The sequence below is a fragment of the Dyella sp. RRB7 genome (assembly GCF_022761115.1).
Taxonomy (GTDB): Bacteria; Pseudomonadota; Gammaproteobacteria; order Xanthomonadales; family Rhodanobacteraceae; genus Dyella.
This window is the reverse complement of record NZ_JAKWJS010000001.1, coordinates 904,778-929,211: the sequence shown is the minus strand read 5'-3', so window position 1 is coordinate 929,211 and position 24,434 is coordinate 904,778. Positions and strand designations below refer to the sequence as shown.

20 protein-coding genes are annotated in these 24,434 nt (G+C 65.2%); 12 read left to right on the top strand and 8 right to left on the bottom strand.

The window, feature by feature from the left end:
- Window positions 1–9: 9 nt before the first annotated feature.
- From MJ606_RS04220 to MJ606_RS04205, 4 genes are all read left to right on the top strand, one after another.
- Entirely contained in the window at window positions 10–1,992 is a 1,983-nt protein-coding gene (locus MJ606_RS04220) for a serine hydrolase domain-containing protein (protein ID WP_243048147.1), read from the top strand.
- 26 nt (window positions 1,993–2,018) lie between these two features.
- On the top strand, window positions 2,019–2,387 hold the full coding sequence (locus MJ606_RS04215; protein ID WP_243048146.1) for an MliC family protein: 369 nt from the start codon (window positions 2,019–2,021) through the stop codon (window positions 2,385–2,387).
- A gap of 62 nt (window positions 2,388–2,449) precedes the next feature.
- A complete protein-coding gene (locus MJ606_RS04210) occupies window positions 2,450–2,968 on the top strand; it encodes a molybdopterin-dependent oxidoreductase (RefSeq protein WP_243048145.1) in 519 nt (172 codons plus the stop codon).
- A 25-nt stretch (window positions 2,969–2,993) separates the two neighbouring features.
- Entirely contained in the window at window positions 2,994–3,614 is a 621-nt protein-coding gene (locus tag MJ606_RS04205) for a flavin reductase family protein (protein WP_243048144.1), read from the top strand.
- Between the two features lie 41 nt (window positions 3,615–3,655).
- On the opposite strand, the gene MJ606_RS04200 is transcribed toward MJ606_RS04205, so the two are convergent.
- Window positions 3,656–4,579 (bottom strand): NADP-dependent oxidoreductase, encoded by a 924-nt coding sequence (locus MJ606_RS04200; protein ID WP_243048143.1) that lies wholly within the window; start codon window positions 4,577–4,579, stop codon window positions 3,656–3,658.
- Window positions 4,576–5,643: an alkene reductase gene (locus MJ606_RS04195; RefSeq protein WP_243048142.1), complete on the bottom strand. Its 1,068-nt coding sequence runs from the start codon at window positions 5,641–5,643 to the stop codon at window positions 4,576–4,578. Before MJ606_RS04195 ends, MJ606_RS04200 begins: the two co-directional genes overlap by 4 nt.
- A gap of 104 nt (window positions 5,644–5,747) precedes the next feature.
- Here MJ606_RS04195 and MJ606_RS04190 point away from each other — a divergent pair, with 104 nt between their 5' ends.
- Entirely contained in the window at window positions 5,748–6,686 is a 939-nt protein-coding gene (locus MJ606_RS04190; RefSeq protein ID WP_243048141.1) for a LysR family transcriptional regulator, read from the top strand.
- 4 nt (window positions 6,687–6,690) lie between these two features.
- Here MJ606_RS04190 and MJ606_RS04185 read toward each other — a convergent pair whose 3' ends face one another.
- Entirely contained in the window at window positions 6,691–8,064 is a 1,374-nt protein-coding gene (locus tag MJ606_RS04185) for a serine hydrolase (protein WP_243048140.1), read from the bottom strand.
- A gap of 122 nt (window positions 8,065–8,186) precedes the next feature.
- Here MJ606_RS04185 and MJ606_RS04180 point away from each other — a divergent pair, with 122 nt between their 5' ends.
- Window positions 8,187–9,740, top strand: coding sequence for a S41 family peptidase (locus tag MJ606_RS04180; protein WP_243048139.1), 1,554 nt, complete (start codon window positions 8,187–8,189; stop codon window positions 9,738–9,740).
- A 95-nt stretch (window positions 9,741–9,835) separates the two neighbouring features.
- Here MJ606_RS04180 and MJ606_RS04175 read toward each other — a convergent pair whose 3' ends face one another.
- Window positions 9,836–10,495 (bottom strand): hypothetical protein, encoded by a 660-nt coding sequence (locus tag MJ606_RS04175; protein WP_243048138.1) that lies wholly within the window; start codon window positions 10,493–10,495, stop codon window positions 9,836–9,838.
- Between MJ606_RS04175 and MJ606_RS04170 the strand changes: the two genes are divergently transcribed.
- Window positions 10,494–10,862, top strand: coding sequence for a hypothetical protein (locus MJ606_RS04170; RefSeq protein WP_243048137.1), 369 nt, complete (start codon window positions 10,494–10,496; stop codon window positions 10,860–10,862). The genes MJ606_RS04175 and MJ606_RS04170 overlap by 2 nt on opposite strands.
- Window positions 10,863–10,900: 38 nt before the next feature.
- On the opposite strand, the gene MJ606_RS04165 is transcribed toward MJ606_RS04170, so the two are convergent.
- Genes MJ606_RS04165 through MJ606_RS04155 form a run of 3 tightly spaced genes read right to left on the bottom strand, consistent with a single transcriptional unit; the run spans window position 10,901 to window position 14,723 of the window.
- Window positions 10,901–11,398: a GNAT family N-acetyltransferase gene (locus MJ606_RS04165; RefSeq protein ID WP_243048136.1), complete on the bottom strand. Its 498-nt coding sequence runs from the start codon at window positions 11,396–11,398 to the stop codon at window positions 10,901–10,903.
- Window positions 11,395–12,306 (bottom strand): ribonuclease H-like domain-containing protein, encoded by a 912-nt coding sequence (locus tag MJ606_RS04160; RefSeq protein ID WP_243048135.1) that lies wholly within the window; start codon window positions 12,304–12,306, stop codon window positions 11,395–11,397. Before MJ606_RS04160 ends, MJ606_RS04165 begins: the two co-directional genes overlap by 4 nt.
- On the bottom strand, window positions 12,303–14,723 hold the full coding sequence (locus MJ606_RS04155; RefSeq protein WP_243048134.1) for a DEAD/DEAH box helicase: 2,421 nt from the start codon (window positions 14,721–14,723) through the stop codon (window positions 12,303–12,305). Before MJ606_RS04155 ends, MJ606_RS04160 begins: the two co-directional genes overlap by 4 nt.
- A gap of 169 nt (window positions 14,724–14,892) precedes the next feature.
- On the opposite strand from MJ606_RS04155, the gene MJ606_RS04150 reads away from it, so the two are divergent.
- The 5 genes from MJ606_RS04150 to MJ606_RS04130 all read left to right on the top strand — a co-directional run bounded on the left by MJ606_RS04150 (window position 14,893) and on the right by MJ606_RS04130 (window position 22,573).
- Window positions 14,893–15,558, top strand: a complete 666-nt coding sequence (locus MJ606_RS04150; RefSeq protein ID WP_243048133.1) for a response regulator — start codon at window positions 14,893–14,895, stop codon at window positions 15,556–15,558.
- Window positions 15,555–16,958, top strand: a complete 1,404-nt coding sequence (locus MJ606_RS04145) for an ATP-binding protein (protein WP_243048132.1) — start codon at window positions 15,555–15,557, stop codon at window positions 16,956–16,958. The genes MJ606_RS04150 and MJ606_RS04145 overlap by 4 nt, the downstream gene beginning before the upstream one ends.
- A 169-nt stretch (window positions 16,959–17,127) precedes the next feature.
- On the top strand, window positions 17,128–18,489 hold the full coding sequence (locus tag MJ606_RS04140) for a TolC family protein (protein ID WP_243048131.1): 1,362 nt from the start codon (window positions 17,128–17,130) through the stop codon (window positions 18,487–18,489).
- Window positions 18,486–19,532 (top strand): efflux RND transporter periplasmic adaptor subunit, encoded by a 1,047-nt coding sequence (locus tag MJ606_RS04135; protein WP_243048130.1) that lies wholly within the window; start codon window positions 18,486–18,488, stop codon window positions 19,530–19,532. The genes MJ606_RS04140 and MJ606_RS04135 overlap by 4 nt, the downstream gene beginning before the upstream one ends.
- Window positions 19,529–22,573: an efflux RND transporter permease subunit gene (locus MJ606_RS04130; RefSeq protein WP_243048129.1), complete on the top strand. Its 3,045-nt coding sequence runs from the start codon at window positions 19,529–19,531 to the stop codon at window positions 22,571–22,573. Before MJ606_RS04135 ends, MJ606_RS04130 begins: the two co-directional genes overlap by 4 nt.
- A gap of 38 nt (window positions 22,574–22,611) precedes the next feature.
- Here the strand turns inward: MJ606_RS04130 and MJ606_RS04125 are convergent, their stop codons facing one another.
- Complete coding sequence (locus MJ606_RS04125) at window positions 22,612–24,390, bottom strand: GGDEF domain-containing protein (RefSeq protein WP_243048128.1); 1,779 nt, start codon at window positions 24,388–24,390, stop codon at window positions 22,612–22,614.
- Window positions 24,391–24,434 lie beyond the last annotated feature (44 nt).

Genomic DNA, 24,434 nt, shown 5'->3' with positions numbered 1-24,434 from the left:
GGTACCTCCATGTTGATGCGTTGCGTAGCTTTTGTTGGCCTGCTTGCCCTGTCGATGCCGACGCTGGCGTTCAAGGAGCCGCCCGGCGCCGCCGCCGTCACGGTCAAGGCCGATACGCCAAGGGTGACGTCGACGGGCACCCAGTTCACGGTGCCTGCCGACTGGTCGATTCGGGTCAGTGGTCCCAAGGTGACGCTCGATCCTCCGGAGGCCGGCTCGCAGGTGGTGTTGGCCGATGTGAAAGCGGCCGATGCGGATGCCGCCGTCGCGCAGGCGTGGAAGCTGTACGCGCCCGCCAAGAGCTGGCCCCTGCAGGTGGCTACCGATAGCGCACCGCGTGACAACTGGGACCAGATCCGCGTCTACAACTACGAAACGTCGGCCAACGACAAGCGCGACGTTTCCGCCGTGGCCTTCCGGCACGGCAACCAGTTCACCGTGCTCATCTACGACGTCACCAACGCAGTGGGCGAAAAGCGCGGCTCGCAGTTGCGCGCCATCTCCGACCGCCTGCTGCCCAAGGGTTACAAGCGCGAGAGCTTCGCCGGCAAGAAAGCGCATGCTCTCGATGCCCAGCGCATCGAACAGCTCAAGAGCTTTGTCGATGACGCACGCAAGGCCTACGACGTGCCCGGCGTGGCCATTGGCCTGATCGATCACGGCAAGGTGGTGTTTGCCGGTGGCCTTGGCGTGAAAGAGATCGGCAAGCCCGAGCCGATCGATGCCGATACGCTGTTCATGATCGCGTCCAACACCAAGGCGCTCACCACGCTGATGCTTGCGCGCCTGGTCGACCAGGGAAAGTTTGGCTGGGACACGCCAGTCGTCGAGGTGATGCCTTCGTTCAAGCTCGGTGATGCCGAGACCACCCGCGAGGTGAAGATCCGTCACCTCATCTGCGCCTGCACCGGCATGCCGCGGCAGGACTTGGAGTGGCTGCTCAACAGCCGCGATGCCACGCCCGAAAGCGTGCTGAAGGCCCTGGGCGGCATGCAGCCCACCAGCAAGTTCGGCGAGCTGTTCCAATACTCCAACCTGATGGCGGCAGCTGCCGGTTACATCGGCGCGCACGTGCTCTATCCGAACATGGAACTTGGCGCCGCCTACGACCTGGCCATGCAGAAGCAGGTATTCGACCCGCTTGGCATGCATCTGACCACCTTCGATTACGACCGCGCGCTGCTCGCCGACCATGCCACGCCCCACGGGCTGGATGTGGATGGGCATACTGCGGTAGCCGGCATGGGCATCAACGATTCCATTCGTGCCGCGCGTCCGGCCGGCGCGGCATGGAGTGCCGTGAGCGACATGCTGCGCTATGTGCAGATGGAACTGGCCAACGGCCTGCTGCCCGATGGCCAGCGTTATCTGTCGAAGGACGCCCTGCTGGAGCGGCGCAAGCCCAATGTGGCCATCGGCACCACCGCCACCTATGGCATGGGCCTGATGGTCGACAAGACCTGGGGCGTGCCGGTGGTTCACCATGGCGGCGACCTGGCCGGGTTCCATTCGGACATGATGTGGTTGCCGGAGCAGGGCGTGGGGGCGGTGATTCTTACCAACGCGGATGCCGGCGTGTTTATCCGTGGACCGTTCCAGCGACGCCTGCTGGAAGTGTTGTTCGACGGCAAGCCGCTGGCGCAGGGCGAGATCGATACCGGCGTGGCGCGTTTCAAGGCGGAGGTCGCGGCCGAGCGCAAGCGGCTGACGGTACCGGCCGATCCCGCCATGGTGGCCAGGCTCGCGGACAACTATCGCAACGCCGCACTTGGCACCATCCAGGTGGACCATGACGGCAAGGCCACCGTGTTCAACTTCGGCGCGTGGCGAAGCGATGTCGCCTCGCGCAAGAACGGGGATGGCTCCATCTCCTTCGTCACCATTTCGCCCGGAGCCGATGGTTTAGAGTTCGTGGTGGCCGGCACTGCCGACAAGCGCAAGCTGGTGTTGCGTGATGGCCAGCACGAGTATGTCTACGACGCGGTGGAATAGGCCGCGGTCATGTCGAGGATGAACCGATGAAAGCCTTCAGTCGTGTTCTGCCGGGTATCGCGGCCCTGCTGGTCGCCGTGCCGGCGGAGGCGGGCAGCTTGCAGGTGCCACAGATCGAGACCAGTACGCCCATCACGCACACCTACCAGTGCGAGGGCGGCAAGTCGCTACAGGTCACCTATTGGAATGGCAGCAACGGCCAGAGCTTTGCCCTGGTGCCGGTGGAGGGCAAGCCGCTGCTGTTCGTTGATACGTTGGCAGCCTCTGGCGTCAAATACGATGCCGGCCGCTACACCTGGTGGACCAAGGGCAATCATGGCGACTTGTACGACATGATGGCGGGCCCGAATGCGCCGCCGATCATCGCCGGTTGCGCGAGCACCCCATCGACGTAGGCGGCGCCGTTTGCCTGCACGCCGCGGGGGTTCTTTCATTCATTCCTGGAGCACGACGAATCATGCGCTTTCGAGTTCTCGCCAGTGGCCTGTTGTTGGCCGCCCTGCCTGTGCTGGCCGCCGAGCCTGCGTCGGCGCCTGTCGGGCCCCAGGCCATCGCCGTGCTGGTCGATGGCAAGGCAACCACCACGCTCGATCACGCGGCCCTCGCGGCCATGCCGCGCGCCAGCGTCACCGCGGCCACCCACGACGAGAAGCCGGGTGAATGGCAGGGTGTCGCGCTGGAGGAGATCGTGCATCGGGCCGGTGTGCCGGAAGGCACCGCCATGCGCGGACGCGCCATGGCGCGCCTGGTCCGCATCACGGCGTCCGACGGTTACCAGGTGGTGTTCAGTGCGGGCGAACTGGATCCGGCTTTCGGCAACACGCAGGTGATCCTGGCCGAACAGAAGGACGGCCAACCGCTGTCCAAGAACGGTCCCTATCGACTGGTGGTGCCGGGTGACAAACGCGCCGCTCGCTGGGTGCGCAATGTCGCCACCATCGAGGTGGTGGATGCTTCCACCCGCCCGCCGGGTTGAGTCGCCGTCAGCGAGCGGAACAGCCATGCGTCAAATCCATTACTACGAGCCGCGCCATGGTCATGGCCTGCCACACGATCCGCTCAACGCCATCGTCGGCCCGCGCCCGATCGGCTGGATCTCCACGCAATCGCCGACGGGGCAGGTGAACCTGGCGCCCTACAGTTTCTTCAACGCGTTCAACTACACGCCTCCGATCATCGGCTTTGCCAGCACCGGCTGGAAGGACAGCGTAAGCAACATCGAGGCGACCGGCGAATTCGCCTGGAACCTCGCGACTCGCCCGCTGGCCGAGGCAGTGAACGCCACCTCGGCGCCCGTGGGTCCAGGCGTGGACGAGTTCGAGCTCGCGGGCCTTACGCATGCGCCCTCGCGCCTCATTGCGCCACCGCGCGTGCTGGAAAGTCCGGTGTCTTTCGAGTGCAAGCTGACCCAGCTCATCCAACTGCACGACCTGGCGGGCAACGCCATCACGACCTGGCTGGTGCTCGGCGAAGTCGTCGCCGTGCATATCGACCAGGCTTTGCTGAAGGATGGCATCTACGACACCGCCGCTGCCGAGCCCATTCTGCGCGGCGGCGGACCGGCGGATTACTTCACCATCGGGCCCGACCAGCGCTTCCGGATGTATCGGCCGCGCGCTTGAACACGATTGCCTGCTCGCGGGTTCAATGCGCGTGGCGCCGACTATGTCAATGTGATGATCGCCTTGCCCGGACCGTGCCCGGTCTTGCTTCGCTCGATGACCGCGCCGGCCTCCGCGAGATCGGCGATCTCTGAAACTTGCACGGATAGATCGCCGCGTGCCGCCAGCGCTGCCAGCTCCCCGAGTTTTGCGGCATCGGGGCGCATTTGAAACCACACGCCACGCTTGCCGCTGGGGGTGTTGGCGGTGATCTCCGGCGCGGCGGTGCTGACGATCCTGCCGCGCTCGCCAAGCACCTGCCAGGAGTGTTCGAGCGTGGCACCGCCCACCAGGTCTATCACCAGGTCGACAGGACCGGTCGATGTCCAGAAAGACTGGGTTCGATAGTCGATCACCTCGTGTGCACCCAGTGCATGCAGGTAGCCGGCGTTGACACTTTGCGCCGTGCATACGACACGCGCGCCGGCACGTCGTGCGAATTGCACCGCAAAGCTGCCGACGCCGCCGGCGGCACCATGAATCAGCACGGTTTGCCCGCGTTGCAATTCGCCGGCGTCGAACAAGGCCTGCCACGCGGTGAGCGAGGCGACCGGCATGGCGGCAGCACGCACATCATCCAGCTCCGCCGGTGTTCGCGTGAGCATGCTGGCGGCAACGGCGACATGATCGGCATAGGCCCCCAGTCCTGGGAGGGGGCCCATCACGCGATCGCCGGGTGAGAAGGCGGTGACGCCGGCACCGATGGTGCTCACCTCGCCGGCAAGCTCAATGCCCAGCGCGGCGGGTAGCGCCAATGGGAAGGCATCGCGCATCAACCCGTCGCGGATCTTCCAGTCCAGCGGATTGACGCCCGCCGCCCGCACGCGCACCACCACCTCGCTCGGCGCGGCTGGCGGCACGAGTACCTGATCGAGCTGCACCACCTCGGCGCCGCCATAGCCATGAATGCGGAGTGCGCGGTTCATACGGCGGCCTCCAGCGTGGGATAGTCGATGTAGCCATGCGGACCGGGCGTGTAGAAGGTGTCGCGGTCCGGGGCGTTGAGGGTTGCATTGGCGCGGAACCGCTGCACCAGATCCGGATTGGCCAGATACAGGCTGCCGAACACTACGGCATCGGCCTGACCCTGCTCGACAAGTGCCGCCGCCGACTCCCTGGTCAAGCCGCCACCCTGAAGATATGGGCCATGGAATAGTGGGCGGAGCCATGCGCGATAATCGAACTCGCTCTTGGTACGGGCCACGTGCAGGTAGGCCAGCTTGAGCGTAGCGAGTTGTTCCACGAGGTAGCGATAGGTTTCCTGCGGCGTGGCGTCGCTGATGTCGTTGAAGCCCATTTCCGGCGCGATCTTGATACCTACGCGATCGCTGCCGGCTTCGGCGGTCATGGCCTCGAGCACGTCCAGAATGAAGCGCGCACGGTTGGCCCGCGAACCGCCATAACGGTCAGTACGTTGATTGGTGCTGGAAGAAAGGAACTGCTCGGGCAGATAACCCGACGCCGCATGCAACTCGACACCGTCGAAGCCTGCCTTCAGCGCGTTGTGGGTGGCGAGCCGGTACTCATTCACCACGTCGCTCACTTCATCGGTGGTGAGTGCGCGAGGCATCACGAAATCCTGCGGGCCGGTCGCGGTATACACCTTGCCTGCCGGCTGCACCGCAGAGGGAGCCACCGGGATGGCGCCATCGGGCTGCAAGCTCGGGTGGGAGATGCGCCCGGTATGCATCAGCTGAAGAAAGATGCGTCCGCCTTCCGCATGCACGGCGTTGGTGATGGTCCGCCAGCCCTCGATCTGCGCCTGGGAATGAATGCCCGGGGTACGTACATATCCCTTGCCGGTGGGCGAGGGGTAGGTACCTTCGGTAATGATCAGGCCCGCATTCGCACACTGGCGGTAATAAGTCGCTGCCAAGGCGGATGGCACGCCGGTGGCGTCATCGGCACGCGAGCGGGTCATCGGCGCCATCACGAGGCGATTGCGCAGGGTGTAGCGGCCGATGGGGATGGTGCTGAAGAGCGTGTCCACGTTGAAATCCTGATAGAGGATGGGGAGCCGTCATGCTGCATTGTTCCGCCAAGGGGATAAATGGCTATATTTGAAAACACTGATCCACTGACGGGGCAATGGCGATGGAGCTGCTTAGCTATATGCGGCTGTTTGTGGAGGTCGCGCGAACCAAGAGCTTTCGCAGGGCGGCCGATGCCCTGGATATGCCCAATTCGACTCTGTCCCGGCACATTGCGGAGCTGGAGAAAACGATAGGCCTGCGGTTACTGCATCGGTCCACCCGCAAGGTGGAGCTCACCGAGGCCGGTGAGGTGTACTTCAAGCGTTGCCAGAGCATTGTGGAAGAGGCGCGTATGGCGCATGAGTCACTGCTCGATGTGGTAGAGCGGCCAAGCGGCACCCTGCGCGTGTCGATGCCGGTGGATTTGGCCACTGGTTATCTCGCACCGATCCTGAGGGATTTTGCGGCGACCTACCCGCTGATCAGTTTTGAATTCGACCTGACGCCGCGCCGCGTCGACCTGCAGGCCGAGCCGTTCGATCTGGCCATTCGCATGGGGCCGCCGCCGACGGCACCATCGATGCTAGTCGCGCGGCAGATCGCGCTGGTGCCGCGGCACCTGTACGCCGCTCCTGGCTATCTGAAACAGGCACCGCCGCTGAAGCATCCCAGCGATCTAGTCCATCACGTGTTGTGCGTGGCGCAGGGGGCCATGAAGCAACATGGCGTATCGAGAACGTTTCATCGCGGCGAAGAGCAAGTCGAGGTGACGGTTGATACGCGCTTTGCCATAAACAGCGTGGGCCTGAGTCGCTCGCTGGCGCTACTCGGCGTAGGCATCGCCGCGCTCGACGGCGAATTGACCCGCGAGGACATGGCCATGGGTCGATTGCGTCGTGTGCTGCCTGATTGGAGCCTCTCGCCCGTACCGGTGCACGCCATCACCGAGACGCGCCTGCTGCCCGCCAGAACCCGCTTGTTTATCGATTTCCTCAAGGCGCATATGGAGGCGCGGTTTGTGGATACCGGCAAGGCCGGTGGACCCAAGCGCCGCAGGTAAACCATCAGCGACGATCGGCAGCGATCACGTCGGCGACCAGTCGCTCAAGGCCGGCGATGTCGAAATCCGGCGGATCGATGGTGGCGCCGAAACGCACGATGACCAGGTGCCGGGAAGGCATGACGACCACGCGCTGCCCATACAGACCCGAGGCATAGAACGTGTCGGCCGGCATGCCGCTGCTGACCCGTCCCAAGGCATTGGGAGCGTGGCCGGCGTTCACCCAGAAGCCTGCGCCATAATCACTGTTGAGCGTGGGCGTGGTCGAGTAGCGCACCCAGCCTTCCGGCAGCAGGTGCTTGCCATGGACGACGCCATCATCCAGATAGAGCTGGCCGAAGCGCGCCCAGTCCCTCGCGCTGGCCAGCACGCGCGTCGAACCTACCGGCGTACCGGCACCATCGAGCTCGATGGTGGCGTGCTGCATGCCCAGCGGTCCAAAGAGTTCGTCATGGGCAAAGCGCTGCACGTCCGCGGCACGACCGCCAACGGCGTCCCGCACGATCGCCGAGACAATCAGCGTGTTGCCGCTGGTGTACTCCCACTCGTTGCCGGGCTTGGCCTTGAGCGCGGCCTGCTCGGCGTAGGCCGCCATGTCGTCGCTGTGCTGGAACAGCATTTTCGATACCGGATCGAAGCCGCTATCACCTTCGGTGAGGTCGAGGCCGCTGGTCATGCGCAGCAGCTGATCGAGCGTAATGCCGTGGCGTGGATCGGCGGGATCGTTCCATGACCTCACCGGAGCCGGGGCATCCGTCCGCAGCTTTCCTTCACGCACCAGGATGCCGACCAATGCATTGATCACCGATTTGCTGGCCGAATAGCCCAACAGCGGGGTATCCGGGGAAAGTCCCTGCGCATATCGTTCGGCGATGATCTTTCCTTCGCGCATCACGACAATGGCGCGCACGCGACGGTAAGGTGGCCTAGGCGGTTCGGCGAATGCACGATCCAGCGCCTTGTCCAGGTCCGCGTTGGCGACGCCGTCCGGTATGGCCGCAAGCGGGGCATTGGAGGCTGTTGATGGTTGGGATTCGTTGCCGATGCCTTTCACGGTGGCACTGGCGACATTGCTGGCAGGGGCAAGGCAACCATAGCCTTCGCGGTAACGTGCCACGCTGGCGAAATGTCCCGCCCAGGTAGTGACGACCTGCTGTCGCTCGTCATCGACGGCGTAGCGAAGGCGCTTGAGCAAGGGGCGCAAACCGGGGCGTGGTAGCACTTCCTCATCGAATACCCGCTGCGGATCGAGTCCCGCGATAAAGACTTCCTCGCACAACACCTGGCTCACCGATGCGGTGCCCACTTCGATGGCATGGTCCGGTCGATAGATCACGCTCCACAACAGTGCGCCTGCCAGTAGCAGCGCCGGCAGCATGAAAGCAAGTCGTCGGACCCAACTCCTCGGTGCGCGCATCGCGCCTATCCTCTCCGGTAGATCACCAAACGGTAGTCTGCGCCCGTGACGAACATCAGTGACGACTGTCATGCCCATAGCATATGGATGGTCTGCGTATATGCCTGCCTTCAACCGAAGCAGGTGTCATGCAAGGATATGGGCTGGGCCGAGGCCGGCCCGCCAACCTCACGTCGTCCGACAGCTTGGGAGAAGAGAAAGTGGCAGCGAGTGCTTTCCTGCGCAAGATCGGTATATCCGGGGTTGTCGCCTTGTTCGGGTCATTCGCGCAAGCATCGGCCCAGATATTGCCGCCACAAAGCTTCCAGTCGACCGTCGAGGGCGACTCGATCGCACACGCTGCCCGAGGCGTTTGGGGCCTGCCGAGCTACGGCATGCTGTTCGACTTTAGTGGTCGTGCCATCGGTGTCTATCACCAGGCTGGCGGCTTGTGTTGGCATGATCCGGAGGTGGGGGACGCGGCATCGGTGAACGATCTGGTTCCCTATTACGCGGTTGGAGCGCCGCCATCCACGGCCGTTTTCGCCACGGCGCCCGATGGCACCCAATATCGCACCGAGTCGCTCTCGGCATTGCCCGTGGCCTGTACGAAGGAGCTTGATCGCAAAGCGCCAGGATTCATCTTCGAAGCCATCGCCGCGTCACTAATTGAGCTCTATCCATTTCAACGTGAGCATGACGTTGATTGGGCGGCGCGAGCGAAAGCACTGCGTCCTCGCCTCGCCACAATGAAAACCGATCGTGAGCTGCAGGCACTTCTGGCCGAGTTGTTTCGAAACGTTGCGGATCCACACACCAGCATCAGCGGCACGCTGGATGGGAGGCCGTTCAGGATACGAGCCTTTCGTGGCCAAGATTTCCAGCGACTGTGGCAACTGTTCGAGCATCAAAGCCAGTACAACAATTTCCTGGACTGGGTAAAAAAATCGTGGATGCCAAACGAATTCAACCAGGCTTACGCACTGCTTGATCCAGCGACACGACAGAGAGCCTTGGACGGTGGATTGATCTGGGGACGCTTGGGTGGGAATGTTGGATTTCTATCCATCAATGCCATGGCTGGATTCAGGGATGACGCCGATCTGGCAGCCGATCGTGCCTTGCTCAAGCCAGTGCTGGATCGCGCCATGCATGATCTGGAAGATACCCGCGCGCTAGTGATCGATGTATCCCACAATCTCGGTGGCGAGGATGAAGTAGCCGCAGATATAGCGGCGCGTTTCACCGACAAGTTGCGTGAGGCCTATAGCAAGCGTGCCTATCGGGGTGGTGTGGACCAGCCGTTTGAGATGTCGCCGTACGCGGGGACGCGTTACCTGAAGCCGGTCTACTTGCTGACGAGCGAGCTCACTTCCAGCGCCGCAGAAGTTTTCACGCTGCGCATGCGCAACTTGCCTCAGGTCACCCAGGTGGGTGAGTCTACCCAGGGCATATTCTCCGACTCAACGGACAAGGGTTTGCCCAATGGATGGACCCTGTCGCTGTCCACCGAGATCTATCGGGATCCCCGTGGAAACAACTATGAGGGTGTCGGCTTGTCGCCGACGATACCCTTGGATGTGTTTGGAGGACGCTCCATGTCAGAGGGATATCGCGGCGCGATCCTGCGAGCTGCGGAGTTTGCCAAGCGGCGCTGATGCCTACTAAGCAGTTCATTTCATGCGAAGCAACCGTAATCGCACGTTCCTTGGACGCCCTGATTGTTACGAACCTCGCCGCATGGCGGACTGTGTCAATTGCAATGGTATTTTTCAGCAATCTGCCCGACCTGCTCGGGTGACAAGTGGCGATCCACCAGTTCCTGTTTGGACAAGGTTCGCCACGAGTCGACATCCACGCAATGATGATCGGGGATGCCGAAGTAATGCTGAAGCGTTCGAACGACATGCTTCACACCCTGTTTTTCGGGATCGACAAAGTGGACGTCCTGGGCAATCACGCGATCCGATCCGGGCAGGTTGGGACGACGCATGTTTTCCGGTGGCTGGCCGCCAAGAAGAGTGCCTCCCGATATATAGCCCACGCCATGAGTGATGTCTGGCGCCTGTTCTTCGGTTGTTGACGTAGGTTCTACTGGGACGGCAGGCGTCGGTTTGACGGGGGGCGTGCTTTGCGCTGCCGGGCGCGGATGTGAGTAAGAACGCGATGCCCTGCGCGCCTGGTTGAGGGGTTGCGATGGAGGGCGGATCGCGCTAACGGCATGGGGTGCCTTCATCGCGATAAGTCGAACGCGGAGGGCATCACGAGCGTGTCCACTTTCCTGAATGGATCGCTGCCTGGGCGGGTCGGGTACGCGGAGCAGGATCATCAGCAGGCCGAGATGAAAACAGATCAGCACCACGTGGATCGCCACCCGGCGACCTGATGCCCGTTGGATCGATACTCCAAACATGTTCCTCACGCTGGCGTGTCCTTGCCATGTCCCGTGGATCGACTGCGAATCGTCCTTACAAGTTCCGTCACACGCCGCCAGCGGGTGGTCGGTGCCACCTACCTTGGCTGGCCATATATCCACACGCTACGCCTGCTCGGGCAGGCGCGGTCAAGAACCTGGCAGCGCTCTTCTGGAGCTGACCGGGGAAACCGTCATCGAGCGCGCTTGCACCCATGCGTTTCTGGAGACATTCGATTTCCAGGCATTGCCTTTCTATCGGCAGCACGGCTATGCGATCTTCAGTGAGTTGAAGGGATTCCCGCCGGGCGGCTCCTGGTTCTCCCCGGCGAAGGTTCCGCGCCTGGCTGATCGCATCCAGCCATGATGCAATCACTCGCCAGTTGGTGGCGCATCCGGCGTCGCCTAAAGCGCGAGATGAAAGAACTGGTTGAAGGGGCTTGGCGCGTAACCGGCGAATGCCTCGCCCTGGACAAAGCCACGCTTGCGATAGAGCGCCAGGGCGGCCTCGAAAGCCGGGCCGCTTCCCGTCTCCAGGCTCAGTCGATGCATGCCGCGTGATCTGGCCACCGCGATGAGATGATCGAGCATGGCGGACGCGGCACCCTGGCGCAGGTGATCGGGATGGGTGCGCATCGACTTCAGCTCGCCGGTGGCATCGCCCAGATCCTTGAGTGCGCCGACCGCGACGATGCGGGTTCCCTGCCATGCGGTCCAGACCGATACCTGCGGAGCCTGCAGGCCGGATAGATCGAGCGCGAACACGCTGCCCGCCGGCGAATGGGCGTGCATCTGCTGCAGATGGAATGCCAGCAACGACCGCGTCGCTTCACCGGACAAATCGTCCTCGCGTATCGTGAAGGGCGCAACGGGTTGCCTGGTATGGCTATCGCCTAGGGTCATGGGTGGGATGGTTTCCCAAGTACGGGATGCACGCAAGCGGGAGCCACGCCGGAGAAACCGCCGCTCCCGTCACCGGGGGCGCCCGCCGATAGAGGCGCCGTGTTGGCAGCGAGGTGGCCGAGGATGCCGCCGAGGCTGCGCAGATCCTGGCTGTTGTGGTGCGCCACGCGATGCAGCGGAGTTGCGGAGCCGCCGCGCAGGTAGCCGAGCCAGGCGGCGGGCGCCTCGGAGCCGGGCAGGTCGTCTTCGCGCACGACGCGCAGCAGCTGGTGCTCGACGGTGGCCAGGCGACAGTTTTCCCATACGCCACGCCAGCGGCGGCGAACGGGATGCAGCAGGTCCAGATGGGTCAGGCCACCCAGCGGGCAGGCGCGGTGATGCAGGCGAAAGCGCGTCTTGAGCAGCGGCGCGTCGTAGGACTTGCCGTTGTAGCTCACGAGCACGCTATCGGGTCGCAGCCACGACGCAAAGCAATCGAGCATGGCCGCTTCGGCGGCCAGGGTGGAGATAAGCAGCTGCCGCTCGCGAAACTGCCCTTCGTGCCAGTCGGCCACGCCGATCATGAAGGCGCGGGTGCCGGTGCCGCCGGCCAGTCCCGTGGTTTCGGTATCGAACAACAGCAGGCGATCGCTGGCGATCATTTCGTCGATGCGCGCGAAGCCGGCATGAAAGTCCGTCGGCGCGGGTGGCCAGATGCCGGTGGTTTCGATGAGCTGCAGGCCCGGCGCGATGGTGCGTCCGGGGAGCGCGCCTGGTTCCGTCGTGCGCCGCGGTATTCCCGACACTCGCTGGCGGACGCCCAGCAACTGGCTGAGATTGCCGGCGAGTGGCTCGGGGCGTCGCGCTGGCGCCGGCATCACGCCAGCCTGGCGGCGCAGTCCGCGCAATTTGTCGGCCAGCGCGTTCACAGGGCTACGATCAGGTCGAGCACGCGCGTGGCGAGTGCCTTCAGCGGTGTTTCGCTGTGTTCGTCGGCGGCGAGCACCGGGCCCACGCAGGCGGGGCAGCCGGCGCGGCAATCGCAGCGATGCACGAGGTCGCGCGCCAGGCGCACCAGGTCTTCGCGACGTTCGTACAGCGGCGCGCTCAGGCCCACGCCACCGGGGAACGCATCGTAGAGATACAGCGTGGGTATGAAGGGGCCCTGCGTGACCAGTGCTGCTTCACCGAAGCTGGAACGCAGCTGTGCGCGGCCGTTGGCATCGGGCGTGGCGAACCACGCGCCATCGCCACTGCCCACGGCCTTCTGCAAGTCGCGCGCTTCGGCCATCACCGCCACCGTGGCCACGATATGCAGCGCATGGGCTGCCGCGAGAAAACCGTCGAGCGCCTGCTGGCGGTGATCGAACGCCTGCTCCAGCGCGCGTTGCGGCAGTTGCCACCAGACCGCCGTGGTATGCAGCTCCAGGTCGGGCAGGTTGACCGGGCCGTAGCCGATGTTTTCGTGCGTGTAGTAGCGAATCTTCTTGTAACCGGCCACGCGCCGGGCGACATGCACTTCGCCGTGGTGCGCACTGCCGGCGCCGGCCGGCGAGCCATCGAAGGCTTCGAGCACCTTGAGCCTGGTGTAGTCGATGGCGTCGGTGTAGTAGTCGACGTGGGTGCGCGTGACATAGGCCTTGCGTCCGCTCCAGTCCAGCCGTTCCACCTGATAGGGCACGGACTGGATCATGTGGATGGCGCCTTCGTACAGCGTGAGCGCGGCGGCGCTGAAATCCACCTCGGCCACGATGGTCTGCCGCCCGTGGGTGCGATCCACCACCACGAAATTGCCATCGGCCACCGAACGCAGCGACACCGCATTGGCCGGATAGCTGTCGGCGATCCATTCGAAGCGTTCGCCCTCCTGGTGCAGCACGCCTTCCTCGGCCAGCACTTGCAGCCACGGGGTAGCGTCCTGCGCGCCGAACAGTTCGCCGTGCTTGAACGGCAGCTCGAAGGCGGCGCAGCGGATATGGTCGAGCAGGATCAGCGGCTGGTCCTGCGCAATGCGCGCATGTTCCGGCGGCGCGCCCTGGAAGAATTCGGGATGGCGCACCAGGTACTGGTCGAGCGGATCGCTGCTGGCCACCAGCACGCCGAGCGACGCCTGTTGCCGCCGGCCGGCGCGGCCGAAGCGCTGCCAGGTGGCGGCGACGCTGCCGGGATAGCCGTTGAGCACCACCACGTCGAGCGCGCCGATATCCACGCCCAGTTCGAGCGCCGACGTGCTGACGATGCCGTCGACCTGGCCCGCGCGCATCTCGCGTTCGGCGGCGCGGCGTTCGGTGGGCAGGTAGCCGCCGCGATAGGCGCGGATGCGCGGCGGTTTGCGCGGGTCGCTGTCGAACACGTCCTTGAGGTATTTCGTCAGCACTTCCACCATCAGCCGCGACTGCGCGAACACCAGCGTCTTCAGGCCGGCGCGTATGGCGGTGCGCGCGATGCGGTTGGACTGCGAACGGGCCGAGGCGCGCAGGCCCAGGTCAGGGTTTACTACTGGCGGGTTCCACAGCAGCACATGCTTCTCGCCCACCGGCGCGCCGCTTTCGGTAATGGCGGTGACGGGTTGCTCGATCAAGGCGCTGGCATGCTCGGCCGGGTTGCCGATGGTGGCCGAGCACAGGATGAATTGCGGCGACACGCCATAGAACGCGCAGATGCGCTGCAGCCGCCGCAGCACGTTGGCCACGTGCGAGCCGAACACGCCGCGATAAGTGTGTACCTCGTCGATCACCACGTAGCGCAGGTTCTCGAAGAACTGCGCCCACTTGGTGTGATGCGGCAGGATGGCCTGGTGCAGCATGTCCGGGTTGCTCACCACGATGTCGCCATGCAGGCGGATGGCCTGGCGTGCATCGCCGGGCGTGTCGCCATCGAAGGTGAAGGCCTTCACGCCCAGTGCGCCGGCGTTGTTCAACTCCAGCAACTCGGCCACCTGGTCCTGCGCCAGGGCCTTGGTGGGAAACAGGAACAGTGCCTTGGCCTGCTGGCGAATGGCCGCGCTGATCACCGGCAGCGTGTAGCACAGCGATTTGCCCGATGCGGTGGGCGTGGCGATGACCACGTGCTCGCCGGCGGCCGTGGCATTCCAGGCCTGCGCCTGGTGGGCGTAAAGCTGCGTAATGCCGCGCGCGCGTAGCGCCTGTGCCAGTGCGGGAGCCATGTCGCCGGGCAGCGGGGCGAACTGGCCTTCCCTGCCGGGCAGCACGAAGCTGCCGGTGATGCGGTCGCCATAGCGTTTGGCGAGCCGCCGGGCCAACTGGTCGCCGCCGCTGACGGGCGCCGCGAGCGAGCCGTCCTGCCGCACCGCGCGCTGGGCCAGGGGATTGGGCAAGGCATTCATCGGCGTGCTCCGTCCGGGGGACGGGCATTGCAGCGGGGGCTTGTCTCAGGTGTTGAGACTGGGGCGGGGTGGCAGGACGCCGGCGCGTGCGATTTAAGTGTTTCATAAGCCACGTGACCGATAATCCCCGCACTATCGCCCCTGCCAGGGCAACGGGAGCCTGCGGTTCGTGCATATCCTTCTGGTCGAAGACGACGCCCAGCTCGGTGCCGCCATCCAGCGCGCGCTGGAGCGCCTGAGCTATACGGTGTCGTGGCTGCGCGACGGCCGCTCGGCGCTCAATGCGATCCGCGATCGCACGGCCGATCTCATCCTGCTCGACCTGGGCCTGCCCGGTCGCGACGGCATCGAGGTGCTGGTGGAGGCGCGTCGTGCGCATGTGGAAACGCCGGTACTGGTGATGACGGCGCGCGACGGCCTTGCTGCCCGCGTCGATGGGCTCGATGCCGGTGCGGACGACTACCTGGTCAAGCCCTTCCACGTGGAAGAGCTGGCCGCGCGCATCCGCTCGCTTGGCCGCCGCATGCGCGGACTGACGGTCAATCGCATCGACGTGGGCGCGCTCAGCCTGGACCTGGGCACGTCCGAAGTGAGCTTTCGCGGCCAACCGGTGGAGCTGACGCGGCGCGAGTTCGCGCTGCTGCAGGCGCTGATGGAAAACGCCGGTCGCCTGGTGCGTCGCGAGAGCCTGGAGAACTCGCTCTATGGCCTGGACCATATCGTGGGCAACAACGCGCTCGAAGTGCTGGTGCATGCGTTGCGCCGCAAGCTGAGCTTCGAGACGATCCGCAATGTGCGCGGCTTCGGCTACATGATCCCGCGGGACCCGAAGTGAGCGCCGCCAGCCTGCGGGGGCGCTTGCGCTGGCTGATCCTTGGCGTGATCGCACTGGTGCTGCTGCCGTTGGGCATCTACAGCTTCCGGCGCACCCTCAATGAGGTGGGCGAGCTGTCCGATGGCCGGCTTGCGCAATCGGCGCGCACCATCCAGGCGCTGATGGAAAACATCGGCCTGCCCGCGCTGCGGGGACATAGCGCCGTCGTGGTGGTGCCGATTGTCGCCAGGTCGACGCAGAAGCTGGTGCTGCATGGGCATACCTATGAATCCGAAGTGGGCTTCCAGGTATTCGACCGTGACGGGCACGCGTTGCTGGCCACCGGCAACCTGCAGCAACTGCCGCCGCCGCTGCCGCAGCACGTAGGCTACGAAGACCTGCGCCTGGGGGACTATCGCTGGCGCCTGTTCACCCTGCCGCCCACGCCGGATGGCCTCGTGGTGCGCGCCGCCGAGCGCTACGACAGTCGCAGCGATATCACGCAGGCCCTGTGGCTGGAGCACGCCCTGCCGCCCTTGATCGCGCTTCCCGTGCTGGCGTTGCTGGTCGGCTGGGCGGTGCGGCGCGGACTCAAGCCGCTGGACGCGCTGGCGGCCAGGTTGGCCGCGCGCAAGCCGGGCACGCATGACGCGCTGGTGCTCGACCACGCGCCGCGCGAACTGGAGCCGGTGCTTGCCGCGCTCAACGACCAGTTCAACCAGCTGGAAGACGCGCTGGAGCGCGAACGCCGCTTCAGTGCCGACGTGGCGCACGAGCTGCGCACGCCGCTGGCTTCCACCATGATCAATCTTGAGAACGCCGAAGCCAGCCGCGACACCCACGAAGCCGATGTGGCGCTGGCCGGCGCGCGCGAAAGCCTGGCCGCGCTGGCGCGACGGGTGGAACAGCTGCTGTCGCTGGCCCGACTGGAGACCAGCTCACGCGCAGGGCAGCGCACCGACATCGACCTGCTGGCGGTGGCCCGCACGGTGATCGAAGAACTGTCGCCGTTGATCGCCGACAGCAATGTGGAGCTGGACGTCGAGCTACCGCCGGGGCAGCTGCGGGTGCGCGGCCACGAGGTAGCGCTGGCCGCGTTGCTGCGCAATCTGCTGGAGAACGCGCTGCGCCACGTACCCGACGGCGGACTGGTGCAGCTGTCGATACAGCAGGGGCAAGATCATGCGCTGGTCGACGTTATCGACAACGGCGAGGGCATACCGCCGGAGCGTCGCGCCGCCGTATTTGCGCGCTTTCACCGTGAGGCGGGTAGTCGCGGCGAAGGCTATGGGCTTGGCCTTTCCATCGTGCAGCGCGCTGCGCAATTGCACGACGCAAGCGTCGAGCTGCTCGACTCGCCGCATGGGCAGGGCCTGCGCGTGCGGGTGGGTATTCCCTTGCTGCGGAACACAAACGGCTAGCAGCCATACAGGTACCCCTCATCCCCGCTTTCGCAGGGATGACGAGGTTGACGGTGGCGACTTGGTTAGGCGCACCTCGATCACCCAAGCGTGCAAAGCCGTCCGCCACAAAGTCAACGCTAAGCCAGCCCGGTTAGGGTGTTGGTTCCCCATCGTTTAGGGATCGCCGGTGCGACTGTCGTCTTTGCCCATCCAGAAGGTATCCGCGTGGACGGGGCGGGTTGCCATCGTCCTGATCGGCGCTTGCCTTGCCGGCTGCGCCAGCTATCGGGCCAAGCCGCTGCCCGTACAGGCGTCGTCGGCGTCGTCGCTATCGCAGCTGCGCGGCTACACGGCAGGCGGACAGCCGCTGGACAGCCAGGCGGTGCAGCGGTTGGTGCTGCTCAACAACCCCGACCTGCGCAGCGTGCAGGCGCGCCACGATGCCGCGCAAGCCCAGCGCCGCCAGGACAGCGTAATGCCCAATCCGGTGCTCGGCGGCAGCGCCGGTTACCTGCTGTCGGGCGTGGGGGATGCCACCGCATGGACGGCGTCGATCAGCGAGGACGTCACCGCGCTCATCACTCTCAGGCCCCGTCGCGAGGCCGCCAGGGCCAGCGCCGACGCGGTGGATGCGAGCCTGCTGTGGGAGCAGTGGCAGACGCTGGGCAAGGCCCGGTTGCTGGTGATCGACCTGGTCGAAGGCGATCGCCTGATCCAGCTGCAGCAACAGGCACTGGATGCGCTGGCGCAGCGCGAGTCGCGCATCATCCATGCCGTGGATGCGGGCAACATGGAACGGGTGGCCACCGCGTCCGATCTCGCCGCGGCGGCCGATGCGCGCGCCACGCTGGATGACCTGCAGCGCCGTCGCCTCGATCAGCAACAGCAACTGGCGGCCCTGCTTGGGCTCAGGCCCGAGGTGGTCGTGCCGCTGGCTTCGCCGCTGCCTCCGGCCAACGTGGACGTCGCATCGATTCGCGAGCAGGCCGACAGCATCAGCCATCGGCGTCCCGACCTGGTGGCACTGCAGCTGGGTTATCGGGCGCAGGAAGCCACGCTGCGCGCCGCCGTGCTCGCGCAGTTTCCGCCGCTGTCGTTCGGTTATGCCGCCTCGCAGGACAACAGCCGCGTGCGCAATGGCGGGCCCGCGGTGACGTTTGCGCTGCCGGTGTTCGATCAAAACCAGGGCAATGTCGCCATCGCCCGCGCCACGCGCGAGCAGCTGCATGTCGAATACACCACGCGCCTGGCCACGTCGCGCGACGAAGTCGATGCACTGCTGGCGCAGTACGCGCAATGCCACGAGCAATGGCTGGCGTTGCTGCCGGCCGCCCATGACGCCGCGCAGGCGGCGGCCCAGGCCGATCAGGCCTCGCGCTCGGGCCTGCTCGACCTGCGCAATCAGGTCGACCTCAAGGTCGCCGCGATCAATCGCCAGATGGCCGTGATCGCCACCGAGCAAGCCTTGCTGGAACAGCAGGCCGCGCTGGAGCTGCTGGTTGGCAGCGGCATGCCCACTTCACTGCAACAGGATCCGACCGCCCCATGATGTCCCTACTGCGATGCTTGTTTGCGGCGAGCGCCGTGCTGGCCCTGGCCGCATGTTCCGGCGAAGAGGCGGCGGACGATGGTGCCGTCAGCGCGGCCGTGTCCACCGTGCCGCTGCAACAGGGCAGCCTGCCCGAACGGGTCACCGCGTACGGCACCGCCGAACCCGCCGCAGATGCCGCGCAGGTCATCAGCGTGCAGGCCGCGGGGCAGGTGGCGCGCTGGTTGGTGACGGCGGGTGCGCCGGTGAAGCGCGGACAGCCCTTGCTTACCTTCGCGCTGGCGCCTTCCGCGGTGGCGGCGTACCAGCAGGGCGTGAGCGCGCTGCAGCTGGCGCAGGCGCAACGCATCCACACCGGGCAATTGCTGGCCCAGCAACTGGCCACGCGCGACCAGTGGGAACAGGCCGACAAGGCCCTGCGGGACGCGCAAGCCAGTCTCGATGCGCTGGTGCGGCAGCAGGGCCGCGGCGCGACGATGGAGCTGACGGTGCCCTTCGATGGCACCGTGGCCAGCATCGTGGCCGCGCAGGGTGATGTGTTGCCGCCCGGCGCCCCGTTGCTTTCCGTGCAGCGTGGCGATGGGCTGGTGGTGACGGTGGGCATCGAGCGCGCGGCGGTGGATCGCGTGCAGGTGGGGGACAAGGTCGAGCTCGCGCCGCTGGATGCCGCCACGCCGCTGCATGGCACGGTCCGTCGCGTGGCCCACGCCCTGAATCCGCGCACGCACCAGCTCGACGTGGAAGTGGTGCCTGATGGCCCGCTGTTGGCGGGCGAGGGTTTCCGTGCCGAGATCGTGGTGGGCCAGTGGCAGGGCTGGCTGTTGCCGCGCGACGCGGTGCAGGGCGACGAGGGCGATCGCTATGTGTTCCAGGTGGCCGACAACAAGGCCATGCGGGTGCCGGTTCGCATCCTGGGTGAAAGCGACAGCGTGAGCGTGGCCACCGGCGCGCTGGATGCGAAGCGTCCGCTGGTGACGGTAGGCGCCACCCAGCTCGACGACGGCATGGCGGTGCGCAGCATGGCAGCGGACAAGCATCCATGAGTGCGCCGGTGTTTCTCGCCAGGCACGCGCGTGCCATCGTGATCGTGGCGTTTGCGCTGGCCCTGGCCGGGTTGGCCAGCGCGTTGACGCTGCCGGTGGGGCTGTTTCCGCAAGTGTCCTTCCCGCGCGTGGTGGTCGACCTGGATGCGGGCGATCGTCCCGCCGATCAGACTTCGCTGCTGCTCACCCGGCCGGTGGAAGAAGCCATCCGCATCGTTCCCGGCGTGGAAGGCCTGCGTTCGGAAACCACCCGGGGTTCCGCGCAGATCTCCATCGACTTCGGCTGGGGCCGCGACATGATCGCGTCGACCCTGCAGGTGGACTCGGCCATCGCCCGCGTGCTGCCCAGCTTGCCGCCGGGCGCCACCTATAACGTGCGGCGCATGGACCCCACGGTCTATCCGATCATCTCCTATGCGTTGCAGTCGGACACGTTGTCGCCCGTGGCGCTGCGTGACCTGGCGCAATACCAGATCGTGCCGTTGCTGGCATCGGTGCAGGGCCTGGCGCGCGTCGACGTGCAGGGCGGCGAAACGGCGGAGCTGCAGGTGGAAGCCGATCCACGCAGGCTCGCCCAGTACGGCCTCAGCCTGGACGACCTGTCCACCGCATTGGCGGGTGCCAACCAGTTGCAGGCCGTTGGCCGCCTGCAGGATCGCAACCAGCTCTATCTGGTCGTGGCGGATCACTCGTTGAGCCGCATCGACGCCATCCGGCAGATCGTGGTGAAGAACGATGCGCACGGTTGGGTGCGCCTGTCCGACGTCGCCACGGTGCACGATGGCTATGTGCCGCAATGGATCAAGGTGAGCGAAGACGGCCGCCCCGCCGTGCTGTTCAACGTCTACGAACAACCCGATGGCAATGCGGTGCAGATCGCCAGCCAGGTGCGCGAAAAGCTCGCCGGCTTCCGTCTGCCGGCCGGGGTCAAGCTCAAGCCCTGGTATGACCAGAGCGAGCTGGTGGTGGAGTCCGCCCACAGCGTGCGCGATGCCGTGGTGATCGGCCTGCTGCTGGCGGCGGCGGTGCTGCTGCTGTTTCTGCGCAACCTGCGCGTGACGCTGATCGCCCTGCTGGTAGTGCCGATCACGCTGGCGGTCACTGTGCTGCTGCTGCAAGTCCTCGGCATGAGCTTCAACATCATGACCCTCGGCGGCATCGCGGCGGCGGTGGGCCTGGTGATCGATGATGTGATCGTGATGGTCGAGCACGTGGCGCGTCGTGCCGGCGCGCCCGTTACCGGTGGGCCGGATGCGGTATTGCCGGCCGCGCGCGAATTTCTGCCGCCGCTCACCGGTTCGAGCCTGGCCACGCTGATCGTCTTTATTCCACTGGGCTTGCTCAGTGGTGTCACCGGTGCGTTCTCCAAGGCGCTGTCGGTCACCATGGCCTGCGCGCTCACCGTGTCGTGGCTGGTCACCGCGTGGGTCGTGCCGCCGCTGTTGCGGCGCCTGGTGGATTTCACGCGTTGGCATGACCCTGGCCTGGACCATGAAAGCTGGCTCGCACGCCTGCATGCGCGCCTGTACGACGGCTTGTTCAAGCGACCGGCCTGGCTCCTCGTCGCCATCGTGCCGCTGCTGGTGTTGGGCGGCGTGGCCTACACGCACGTGTCTACCGGCTTTATGCCGTCGGCCGATGAAAGCGGCTTCGTGATGGATTACTACACCAGACCGGGCACGTCGTTGCCCGAGACGGCACGGCAAGTGGCGCAGGTCGAAGCCATCCTGCGCGAGATGCCCGAGGTCGACACCTTCTCGCGCCGGTTGGGCACGGGCCTCGGCGGTGACCTGGGGCAGTCGTATCACGGTGATTTCTTCGTGCGCCTGAAGCCGGACCACGCGCGTCCCACCGAGGACGTCATGAACGCCGTGCGCGAACGCGTCGAGCACGAGATTCCCGGCGTGGAGGTGGAGCTGGCCCAGCTGATGGAGGACTTGATCGGCGACCTTACCGCGGTGCCCCAGCCCATCGAGATCAAGCTCTACGCGGCCGATCCCAGCCGGCTGGTGCCGCAGGCGCAGAAGGTGGCCAAGGCCATCGCCGATATTCCCGGCGTGGTGGAGATCAAGGACGGCGTGCAACTGGCCGGCGATGCGCTCAACGTGAAGGTCGATGCCGACAAGGCCACCTTCGAAGGCATGACGGTGGAAGCGGTCACCCAGGCGGTGAACAACGCGCTTACCGGTGTCGTGGCCACGCAGCTGCCGCAGGCCACCAAGAGCGTGGGTGTGCGCGTGCGCATGCCCCATGCCGGTGAATGGCGGCTCCCGCAGTTGCTGGCATTGCCGATCCGCGCGCCGGATGGACACGTGTTTCCGCTCAGTCGAGTGGCCACCATCGCCACGGAAAACGGCCAGCCGCAGATCTCGCGCGAGAACCTGCAGCAGATGGTGGCGGTGACCGCGCGTATCGAGGGGCGCGGCATGGGCGCGGCCGTCAGCGACGTCAAGAAACGGCTGGCCGAGCCGGGCATGCTCGACGCCGGCATGCGTTATGAGCTCGGCGGTCTGTACCAGCAACAGCAGATCGCCTTTATCGGCCTGGGCAAGGTCTTCCTGCTGGCGCTGGTCGCCGAACTCGTGCTGCTGCTGTTCCTGTATGGACGCCCGGGGCTGGCGCTGATCGTCATGGGCTGCTCGCTCTTTTCGGCCACTGCCGTTTTCATCGCGCTATGGCTATGCGGGGTGGACCTCAACATCACGGCGATGATGGGCATGACCATGATCATCGGCATGGGCACCGAGATGGCGATTTTCTATGTGTCCGAATACGTCGCGCTGGCGCGCGTGATGGCGCCGGACGAGGCATTGCGCGCGGCCAGCCGCGACCGCCTGCGCCCGATCAGCATGACCACGCTGGCCGCGATTCTTACCCTGCTGCCGCTCGCCCTGGCGCTGGGGCAGGGCGCGGGTATCCAGCAACCGCTGGCCATCGCCATCATCGCCGGCCTTGCGCTGCAGTATCCGCTGGTGCTGCTGGTGATGCCGAGCTTGATCGGGCTTGGGCTGCGCGGGCAGCCAGGCATCGCGCGCCGCTGAGCGGGCAAGGGCGTGCCGATGCGCGGTTCGGCCGGCGATCAGACCGCGGGCTGGTGCCGGCGCGGCAGGTCGGCCGGCTGCACGGCGACGGCCTGCTCTTGTACGTTGGTCGGCGTGGGCGCGACGGGATCGTTGCCGTCCTCGTAGACCACGCGATTGCGGCCCTCGCGCTTGGCCTGATACAGCGCGTTGTCGGCATCGATCATCAGCTGGCGCAGTTCGTAGCCGCTGCGATCGGTCGAGGCCACGCCGAAGCTGGCGGTAATCACCACGCTTCGCGTCTCGCCCCACAGTGGCGTGGCGGCAATGGCCTGGCGCAGGCGTTCGGCGCGCTCGCGTGCCTGCGTCGCACCGCAGTTGGGCATCAGGATGGCGAACTCTTCGCCGCCAAACCGGCCAAAAATGTCATGGCGGCCCAGGTGGTGCTGGCAGGCGGCGACCGCGCGCTTGAGCACAAGGTCGCCGATCACGTGACCATGCGTGTCGTTGACCTGCTTGAAATGATCCAGGTCCATCAGGATCAGGCACGCACTGCGCGTGGATTTCGCCGCCTGGCGCAGCGAGGACTCCGTCTCATCGACGAAATGCTGCCTGCTGGAAATATTGGTAAGGCTGTCACGCGTGGCCAGCCGCTTGAAACGCAGCTGCGAGCGCTTGGTGCGCAACAGCCAGAATGCGATGTAGGCCATCACGCTGAGCAGTAGGGCGATGTACAGCCTGCTGGTTTCCATGGCCTTGTGATCCAGTTTGCGCTGCAGCTGCAGGATCTGGTTCTGGCGGTTGAGTACGTCAACCTGGTTCTTCTGGCTTTGCACCTGCTGTTTGATGGTTTCATAGGCCAGCGCACCAGCGGTGACGTCGCTGAGGTAGCCCTTGTCCGCCTCCATGTACTTTTCATGGTAGGCAAGCGCTTCTCTGGTGTGACCGAGCCGGTTATCGATCTGATACAGCAGCTCATAGGCCTGGCTCAGCGCTTCGCTGTAAGCGTTCTCCACATTGCCATCGACTACGGCGAGCGCGTACTGGCGCGCCTTGGAAAGATCACCCAGGCTGAAATAGCCTTTTGCCAGCAGCATGTCGGAATACTGCATCTGGGCGGCGTACTTGTAAGCCGCCACTTCGGCATAATGCTCCTCCAACTCATGGATGGCCTCAGTGGCACGACCTTTCTGCAGGAGGAGCGCCGCCATGTCGGCACGAATGGCGTTCACGTAGACGGAATCGTTGTCTTTCGTGCACAGGTCGATGCCCTGCTGGAACTCGGCAGGCGTCAGCTGCGCGCTGCCGCCATGGAGGAGCGCCTGAAGCCTGTAGCGAACCGCGTGGCAAGCACTCTTGCCCGGCGGAATGTTTTGCAGCATCTGGTCGGCGTATTCGATGGCCTGCTTGAAATGGTGCGAGCCGATAAGGAATTGCGCGGCTTCACCCATAGCGGCATAGCGTGCCCCCTGGTCTGAAACCTGGGGTAGCAGTTCGGTCAGGCGATTGAGCTGGATGAATGCTTCTTCGTAGCGATGGGCAAAGCCGAAGATATTGACCATCGTGGCCATGGCACGCAGGCGCAGCGCAGGACTGGGGGCCTGCTCGGAAATCGCCCGCAATGAAGTGATGGCCCGGGATACGTTCCCTTCAAAAACCGCCTGCCAGGCTTCGAGATAGCGCAGTGACCACTGCTCGTCGAGTGGCAGGCTATCGGCTACCAGGCGGAGTTTCGCGAGTATCCGGAGAAATTCATCGTGATTCGACGTCTTGATGTTGAAGGCGCGCTGCAGAAGCTGCTCCGGTGGATCGGAAGCGGGCATGGCCTGTGCGGCCATGCCCACGCAGATGCCCGTGAGAGCGATGATGCCCCCTAGCAACC